Source organism: Methylophaga sp. UBA2689 (assembly GCA_002354555.1).
Lineage (GTDB): Bacteria > Pseudomonadota > Gammaproteobacteria > Nitrosococcales > Methylophagaceae > Methylophaga.
Map to the genome: position 1 here is coordinate 104,887 of DELT01000101.1, position 8,398 is coordinate 113,284.

Annotated in this window: 8 protein-coding genes and 1 pseudogene; all 9 read right to left on the reverse strand. The window is 46.7% G+C overall.

Translation table 11 applies throughout. From position 1 onward, the window contains the following. Nucleotides 1-690 (reverse strand): electron transport complex subunit E, encoded by a 690-nt coding sequence (locus tag B3M51_RS13210; RefSeq protein ID WP_292479555.1) that lies wholly within the window; start codon nucleotides 688-690, stop codon nucleotides 1-3. Beyond that, nucleotides 687-1,325 carry an electron transport complex subunit RsxG gene (gene rsxG, locus B3M51_RS13215; protein ID WP_292479554.1) on the reverse strand — a complete coding sequence of 213 codons (639 nt, stop codon included), beginning with the start codon at nucleotides 1,323-1,325 and terminating at the stop codon, nucleotides 687-689. Before rsxG ends, B3M51_RS13210 begins: the two co-directional genes overlap by 4 nt. Then, a complete protein-coding gene (gene rsxD, locus B3M51_RS13220) occupies nucleotides 1,322-2,353 on the reverse strand; it encodes an electron transport complex subunit RsxD (RefSeq protein ID WP_292759837.1) in 1,032 nt (343 codons plus the stop codon). Before rsxD ends, rsxG begins: the two co-directional genes overlap by 4 nt. Next, entirely contained in the window at nucleotides 2,353-3,882 is a 1,530-nt protein-coding gene (gene rsxC / locus B3M51_RS13225) for an electron transport complex subunit RsxC (protein ID WP_292759839.1), read from the reverse strand. The genes rsxD and rsxC overlap by 1 nt, the downstream gene beginning before the upstream one ends. Beyond that, nucleotides 3,879-4,439 carry an electron transport complex subunit RsxB gene (gene rsxB / locus B3M51_RS13230; RefSeq protein ID WP_292479551.1) on the reverse strand — a complete coding sequence of 187 codons (561 nt, stop codon included), beginning with the start codon at nucleotides 4,437-4,439 and terminating at the stop codon, nucleotides 3,879-3,881. Before rsxB ends, rsxC begins: the two co-directional genes overlap by 4 nt. 3 nt (nucleotides 4,440-4,442) lie before the next feature. After that, complete coding sequence (rsxA, locus tag B3M51_RS13235; RefSeq protein ID WP_292759841.1) at nucleotides 4,443-5,024, reverse strand: electron transport complex subunit RsxA; 582 nt, start codon at nucleotides 5,022-5,024, stop codon at nucleotides 4,443-4,445. Nucleotides 5,025-5,369: 345 nt separating this feature from the next. Beyond that, nucleotides 5,370-6,437: a 3-deoxy-7-phosphoheptulonate synthase gene (locus tag B3M51_RS13240; RefSeq protein WP_292479549.1), complete on the reverse strand. Its 1,068-nt coding sequence runs from the start codon at nucleotides 6,435-6,437 to the stop codon at nucleotides 5,370-5,372. Nucleotides 6,438-6,513: 76 nt separating this feature from the next. Continuing rightward, a complete protein-coding gene (nhaD, locus tag B3M51_RS13245) occupies nucleotides 6,514-7,986 on the reverse strand; it encodes a sodium:proton antiporter NhaD (RefSeq protein WP_292479548.1) in 1,473 nt (490 codons plus the stop codon). A gap of 109 nt (nucleotides 7,987-8,095) precedes the next feature. Then, nucleotides 8,096-8,398, reverse strand: a pseudogene (locus tag B3M51_RS13250) (low molecular weight phosphotyrosine protein phosphatase); the annotation flags it as partial.

Genomic DNA, 8,398 nt, shown 5'->3' on the forward strand with positions numbered 1-8,398 from the left:
TTAGCCTGTGGTGGTTTGCGGGGTTAGCGCTTCAGCTTTCACTTTCTCAGTCCGATTCGCCACACGGGCATCAATTACATTTTTTAATGCCACGATAAGTCCCAGACCAATGAAGGCACCTGGTGGCAAAATCGCAATTAGAAACCCACGATAATTATCGATGACCGTTATGGTTAGTCCACGCGCACCTTCTCCGAACATTAAATGCGCCTGGCTGAATAAGGTGCCCTGACCGAGCAGTTCTCGCATGCCACCCAGTAACACCAATACAGCGGTAAAACCGATACCCATCATCAAACCGTCGAGTAATGAAGGGGTAACAGGATTACGTGCAGCAAAGGCTTCTGCCCGGGCAATAATCGAACAGTTGGTCACAATTAACGGGATGAAAATGCCCAGAATCAGGTAAAGCTCATGGAACCAGGCGTTCATTGATAATTCAATGGCCGTTACAATCGACGCAATGATTAACACAAACACCGGTAAGCGTGCTTCATCGGGAATCTGGTGTCGCAGCATGGAAATAATGCCGTTAGAAGCAACCAAAGTCAGGATGGTGGCGAGCCCCAGCCCCAGGCCATTGATGACAGTGTTGGTGACCGCAAGTAATGGACATAAACCCAGTAATTGCACTAAAGCCGGATTATTTTTCCACAGACCTTCTTTAATAATCTGATTGTAGATTGTCATGTGTTTTCCTCTGCCGGGATAAACAACTTATCCTTATTTGCTTCAAAAAATTCCAGTGTACGTTTGATGGCATTGACCACCGCACGAGCGGTAATGGTCGCACCGGTAAATTGATCAAATTCACCGCCATCTTTTTTAACTTTCCAACGTGATTCATCCGGTGATTCCAGTGATAGTCCGGCAAATTGCAGGATCCAGTCGTCACGTTGCACATCAATTTTATCGCCAAGTCCTGGTGTTTCCTTATGGCTGATAACCCGCACTCCAGCCAGAGTGCCATCAGTGTATATGGCAATCAGAATTTTAATACTGCCACTGTAACCATCTGGTGCCACAGCGGTTAACACTGCTGCCACAGGATCATCGTTTTTTCTGGCTCGGTAAACAACGGTTGGCTCTTCGGTACCTAATTGTGGCGTCGGAGGTAACACTAGTGTGTCACTCAGGATGTTATTGTCATATTTTTGCTTGGGCAGCAGCACATTGATCGCTTCGAGTAAGGCCTGACGTTCGTTTTCTATGATCTGTTCGCGGGTACTTTCTTCGGTAAAAGCAACCAGCGTTGTGGCCACAACCGCAAATACAGCAAGCATCAGCCCAACTCGAAATGCCGGTAAATTCCATAATGCTTTCATCGTGTTGCTCCACCATACACCCTCGGTTGAGTGTAGTAGTCGATCAGCGGTACCAGCATATTCATCAAAATAACAGCAAATGCCACGCCATCTGGATAGCCGCCCCAGATACGAATTACATAGGTCAGAATGCCAACGCCAGCCCCAAATACAATTCGACCTTTCAAGGTTGTTGAACCCGAGACCGGATCGGTAGCAATAAAGAATGCTCCCAGCATGGTGCCGCCACTGACTAAATGAAACAGCGGTGAACCCGACACGGTGGGATCAATTAACGTGGTAATACTGCTGATAATCAGCAAAGCCAGAATCATTGCGACGGGTACATGCCAGCTAATCACTTTACGGTAGATTAACCAGATACCACCTAACGCAAACCAGATATTGATCCATTCCCAGCCCAGCCCACCAGCCATGCCGAATAATTCCTGGCTACTGATAAATTCAGGATGTCGATCCAATACAATTTGGGTTTTCATTGCATCAAGTGGTGTCGCACCTGAATAAGCATCAATGCCCAAACCATTAAATTGACCGGTAAAAATTAATTGTACTGCACTTAACCAGCCAATTGGTTGTTCGGCCATTGATTGCACTGGAAGCCAGGTGGTCATTTCCAGTGGGAAAGAAATCAATAACAAAACATAACCGACCATCGCCGGATTAAACGGGTTATAGCCCAGACCGCCATAAAGGTGCTTGGCGAAGATAATGGCGAAAGTCACACCAATCACAGTCATCCACCATGGCGAAAGCGGGGGGATAGCTAATGCCAGTAGCACAGCAGTTACTGCAGCACTGCCATCACTCAGGAAAGGCTTTAACGGTCTGTTACGAAGTTTAAGCATTATCGCTTCGGTGATAAGAGCAACCACCACAGCAAGGGTGACATTAATCAGCACACCGGGACCGAAATAATAAGTCATGGCGATCACTGCTGGTACCAGTGCGACCAGCACTTGCAGCATTTGTATGGTGACGCGGTTTGCTCCAGCTAAAAACGGTGGGCTCAGCCGAAAAATGGGCATCAGGCTTTTTCCTCAGTAACCGAATCTGCTGATTCTGCGTTGTTGGTGGATCCTTCTTCTTTGGCTTTGGCTGCTTTGGAAGCCGCCAATGCCGCTTTACGCTGCCGCTGCCGCTCTTCTTTTTCCTGCTTTTCGCGTTCCAGTCTGGCCAAACGGCTTTCATGACGTTCACGAGCCAGATCAGCTTTTTGCTGTTCACGTTGTTGATTCATGATTTCGGTTTTGGAAAACCGGAAATAGGAAACCAGCGGAATTTTGCTTGGGCAGACATAATCACAGCAACCGCATTCAATACAATCAAATAAATTGTAATTACGGGTTTGTTCAAAATCCTTGGCCCGTGAATACCAGTAAAGCTGTTGTGGTAACAAACTGGCAGGGCAGACGTCTGCACAGTCACCACAACGAATACACGGTAACGGTTGAGCGGGTGGGGCGACATCTTCTACGCCGACCAGAATACAGTTGGCAGTTTTGGTGATAGGTAAATCGTCACCCGCCAGGCTGTACCCCATCATCGGTCCACCCTGAATAAATGGCTCATCCGGTTGACGTTTGGTTTCACAAAAATCCAGTAAATCTTTGATCGGTGTGCCAAATAACGTTTCAAAATTACCGGCGTGCGGTACATCTGTACCAGTGACTGTCACGACTCTTGAAATCAGTGGTTCACCATGCAGAATCGCACGGCCCACAGCATAGGCGGTTCCCGGGTTATGGCAGACAATCCCAATATCAATCGGTAATTTGTTGGTGGGTACCTGTTTACCAGTTACCACCTGAATCAACTGCTTTTCACCACCGGTTGGATAACGTGTTGGCACAATGACAATTTTGGTTTGCGATAAATGCGGTCTGCCGGTCAGGGCATAGCGTATTGCTGCAATCGAATCAGGTTTATTATCTTCAATCGCCAGAATGCAGCGGGAAGCCCGCAATGCAAATAACATGATCTCAACACCGTCAAGAATGCCATCGGCACGTTCACGCATCAGCATGTCATCACAGGTGATATAGGGTTCGCACTCAGCACCATTTATTAATAGGGTTTCAACGGTGTGATGAACACCCGGATTGAGTTTTATAAAGCTGGGGAATCCTGCGCCACCTAACCCGACAATGCCTGCATCGCGAATAATCTGCCGTAACTCATGGGCACTGTGTTGACGGAAGTCGGCTATTTGCCGGCGTTCAATCCACCGATCTTCACCATCAGTTTCGATGGTAATACAAGGTGCTGAAAGCCCGGAAGGATGTGGAATAGCATGCTCACCGATGGCACTGATCACACCGGAAGAGGGAGCATGCAGACAAACGGATACATGACCTTCAGCACGAGCAATGCGCTGGCCTTTTAATACCTTATCACCAACGTCAACAATCGGCACGGCCGCTGCACCGATATGTTGTTGCAGTGGCAACACCAATTGTTTGCTCAATGGTGTTTTACGAATCGGTTGCTGCGTAGAACGTTTTTTATGTCCTGGCAGTTTCAGTCCACCGGGGAAATCGCTTAACGGTGCACTCATGATCCGGTTCTCCGTTGCAAATCAACATGGGAAGGATCCGGCCAGCGCCAGGTGTGTGGATTAGGTTGGGTTTCCACCATATCAATACAATCTACCGGACAAGGTTCAACACATAACTCACAGCCGGTGCATTCATCAGCGATAACGGTATGCATATGTTTTGCTGCACCCAGAATGGCATCTACCGGGCAGGCCTGAATACAAAGCGTACAACCAATACAGCGATCTTCATCAATGACGGCCAGTGTCTTGGGTTTTTCAACACCACATTCTTCATCCAGTGGTTTGGGTTCTACATCCAGCAGATCGGCCAGCGCCTGAATAGTGGTTTCACCACCCGGGGGGCAACGATTGATATCAACTTCACCGGCAGCAATCGCTTCAGCATAGGGGCGACATCCAGCAAAACTGCATTGTCCACATTGTGTCTGCGGCAGAATTTTATCGATTTGATCAACAATTGGATCGCCCTCGACCTTGAAACGCATTGATGCGAATCCAAGTACAAGTCCGAGGACCAACGCGAGTAGCGTGATGGCAATGATGGCTGTCAGCATAACTTAGACCTTCACCAGTCCGGCAAAGCCCATAAAGGCCATCGACATTAATCCGGCTGTAACCAGCCCAATTGCGGCACCCTGAAAAGGAACGGGCACATCAGCCGCCGCCAAACGTTCACGCATAGCTGCAAAAATAATTAATACCATTGAAAAGCCGACAGCAGCACCAAAGCCATACAAGGCAGACTCAAGAAAACCATGCTTTTCCTGAACATTAAGCAGTGCAACGCCTAATACGGCACAGTTAGTGGTAATCAACGGCAGAAAAATACCCAGCACCTGATATAACAGCGGGCTGGTTTTATGCACAACCATTTCAGTGAACTGTACAACTACGGCAATGACAAAAATAAAGCTGATGGTGCGCAGGAATTCAAGTCCCAGCGGAGACAAAAGATACTCGTTAATCAGATAGCTGCTGATAGAAGATAAGGTCAACACAAAGGTGGTTGCTAACGCCATGCCCATCGCTGTTTCCAACTTACGGGAAACGCCCATGAACGGACACAGGCCGAGGAATTTCACCAGCACAATGTTGTTCACCAGAATGGTGCTTATCAAAATTAGGGCATAGTCAGCCATTTAATAACCTACTGATTTTCTCAGGAATTCACTTGGATTCACGCTTAATCCTGATTCAAATATAAATTACGAACCGAATAGTATAGCTTAATAACGCTTTTTATGTAGCGTTGCGATAGAGGTTAAGGCTTGATGTTGAAGGACTTAGGACCGTTGCAACGAGTTTGCAATCTGACTATGAAACCCAGCAAAAAATTCCATTGTTTTGTATCAGGGCTTGTTGAACTTTCATCTCCGCCTCTGTTGTGAGCTGAAAAAGCGTAAATCAAGGCACGAGGAGCGCCTTTTGTGAGATACATCCCTGTATCTCACCCCGAAGGGCTGGAGATGAAAGATCAACAAACCCTAGGCAGCAGCGGAATTCTTGCGACGCTGTCTGACAGCAGCTGCTAATTCACGTAATAGTGGTTCACTGTTCTCCCAAGCCATACAGGCATCCGTAATACTTTGGCCGTAAACAAGTTCTTTATCCGCTTCGACATTCTGTTTACCTGCCACCAGATTGCTTTCAAGCATCAAACCGATAATACGATTATCACCAGAGGCAATTTGTTCAGCCAGCAAGCGTCCAACAACTTCCTGCTGCAAGTGATCCTTGCCACTATTGGCATGACTACAGTCAATCATAATGCGAACCGGTTGGCCGCTACGGCCAATCACTTCAGCGGCTTCATCAATACTGGTTTGATCGTAGTTTGGTTTTTTTCCGCCGCGGAGAATGACATGGCAGTCCGGGTTTCCCGTGGTCGAGAAAATAGCTGAATGTCCATCTTTGGTCAGAGACATAAAGTGATGTGGTTTTGATGCTGACAAACAGGCATCCACTGCGATTTGCAATCCACCATCAGTCGCATTTTTAAATCCGACAGGGCAGGATAAACCTGACGCCAGTTCACGATGAGCCTGACTTTCAGTAGTGCGTGCGCCAATTGCGCCCCATGAAACCAAATCCGCGATGTACTGTGGACTGATCAGATCCAGATACTCGGTTGCTGCCGGTACCCCCATTTCTGCCAAATCCAGTAATAGTTTTCGCGCAATATGCAGCCCATCATTGATTTGGAAGCTGCCATCAAGGTAAGGATCGTTTATCAGACCCTTCCAACCGACAACGGAACGTGGTTTTTCAAAATAAACGCGCATGATGATATGCAGATCATCAGCGAGTTCATGAATCAACGGCTGTAAGCGGCTGGCATAGTCACGCGCCGCATTGGGATCATGAATAGAGCAGGGACCGATAATAACAATCAAGCGATCATCGCGGTGATGCAGAATATCCTGACTGGCTGCGCGCGCGTTAAACACAGTTTCAGATGCCGCATCCGAGATCGGTAATTGTTCATGCAATTGCGCTGGCGGTAATACTTCCTGTATTCCAACGATGCGTAAGTCATCTGTGTTGTAACGCATTTTCAACCTGATGTGTGTTCAAAAAAATAATCGGCAATTGTAATACTTCGGGGCTGTTTTCGCTATTTCAAGCCATTTAGCGTGCAGCCGTAACAAATAAATCAGCATTCAACCATAGATGAACCCAGATACTGGCGACATAACCCAGCGCAATAGCCCAAATCCATTTCAGATGCGACATAAAAGTATAAATACCGCGGGCTTGACCCATAACCGCTACCCCGGCTGCAGAGCCGATGGACAACAATGAACCACCCACACCTGCGGTTAAAGTCGCTAATAACCACTGACCATGACTCATCTCTGGCATCATAGATAACACTGCAAACATGACAGGAATGTTATCGACAACTGCGGAAATCAGGCCAACCATAATATTGGCAGTGGTGGCGCCTAACTGACCGTATAAAAACTCAGATCCCACGCTCAAATAACCAATGGTTCCTAATCCACCAACACATAAAATAATGCCGTAGAAAAACATCAGGGTGTCCCATTCGGCACGTTGGAGTTGGTCAAAGATGTTAAATGGTGTTTTGGGTTGGATTTCATCCCGAATATTAAATGCAGTCTGGCCATCAAACTCTTGTTTGTTCAATAGCCGTTTATCACGCATTTTTATCGCATAACCATGCAGCTTGAGTAAGCCTAGCCCAGTCATCATGCCCAGTACCGGCGGCAGATGCAGAAAATGATGGCTGCTGGCGGCCATTGCAATCGTTAACACAAACAGGGCGACGACAATCAATGCACCGGTTTTAAGCTGGGCATATTCATGTACCGCGATAGAGGAGACATTGTTAATAGCCAGAGATAACAATACTGCCGGAATCAACCAATTGATTAGCGAAGGTACAAACAAAGCAAAAAACTCGTGAAACTCTAATACACCTTTTTGCCAAACCATTAGAGTAGTAATGTCGCCAAATGGACTGAAGGCGCCACCCGCATTGGCAGCAACCACAATATTGATACAGGCAACAGCAATAAATTTATGGTTATCGCCTGCAACAGCCATAACCACTGTTGCCATAAGTAATGCCGTGGTTAAGTTATCAGCGACAGGTGAAATGAAAAACGCCATTAAACCCGTAAGCCAGAAAATGGTTCTTAATGAAAAACCTTTGTTGACTAACCAGGCGCGAATCGCATCAAAGATGCCGCGTTCGCCCATGGTGTTAATGTAGGTCATTGCTGCCAGCAGGAATAAAAATAACTCAGCATATTCAAGCAGGTTATGCCGAATCATAATGCCAGCCGTTTCATGAAAGACCGGGTCTGTCTGCTGTGCATAAATCAGGGCAATTAACCCCCAAATCAGACCGGCCGCCACAATGACCGGTTTGGATTTACGCATATGGATTTGTTCTTCGGCGATTACTAGTGCGTAAGCAACGAAAAATATTGCTAAGGCGGCAAAGCCTACCCAGTGTCCGGTTAAATCAAGTAATGCGACATTTTCTACTGCCCAGGTAGATGGGGAGAAAAGCATGGCCAATAAAAATAATGACCAACCGGTAAAAGACTTGAAAAGGCCTGAGACGGGCATAACGACTTCCTGAAAATGGGGGAATCAAAAGCGCTAAATGATACCCCTCATTACTGGAATCACAACTGTTATTTAGGCGCTGTTGTTTTTTCAGTCACAGCAGAGGCGTCTATGAAAGATCAACAGGCCCCAAAACCTTTCTATAAAAACCTTCTGCAGCATCCGTAACCAAATCAAAAACATTGTTAAAGCCATTCTGGCCACCATAGTAAGGATCGGGAACATCGGTTTCATCACGACCTTCAGCGAAGTCTAGAAAAAGCTTAACCTTATGCTGGTATTCGATAGGACAGGCTTGCTGAAGAATATCCAGATTGTCCTTATCCATTGCCAGAATATAATCAAAATGCTCAAAGTCCTCATAACGAAACTTGCGGGCTCTGATAAAAGACAAATCAATACCACGCTGTTT

Bases quoted from the DNA above. Each gene is read 5' to 3' on its own strand.
- B3M51_RS13210 (WP_292479555.1), bottom strand. From the start codon at position 690: ATGACAATCTACAATCAGATTATTAAAGAAGGTCTGTGGAAAAATAAT.
- rsxD (WP_292759837.1), bottom strand. From the start codon at position 2,353: ATGCCCATTTTTCGGCTGAGCCCACCGTTTTTAGCTGGAGCAAACCGC.
- rsxG (WP_292479554.1), bottom strand. From the start codon at position 1,325: ATGAAAGCATTATGGAATTTACCGGCATTTCGAGTTGGGCTGATGCTT.
- nhaD (WP_292479548.1), bottom strand. From the start codon at position 7,986: ATGCCCGTCTCAGGCCTTTTCAAGTCTTTTACCGGTTGGTCATTATTT.
- rsxC (WP_292759839.1), bottom strand. From the start codon at position 3,882: ATGAGTGCACCGTTAAGCGATTTCCCCGGTGGACTGAAACTGCCAGGA.
- B3M51_RS13240 (WP_292479549.1), bottom strand. From the start codon at position 6,437: ATGCGTTACAACACAGATGACTTACGCATCGTTGGAATACAGGAAGTA.
- rsxA (WP_292759841.1), bottom strand. From the start codon at position 5,024: ATGGCTGACTATGCCCTAATTTTGATAAGCACCATTCTGGTGAACAAC.
- rsxB (WP_292479551.1), bottom strand. From the start codon at position 4,439: ATGCTGACAGCCATCATTGCCATCACGCTACTCGCGTTGGTCCTCGGA.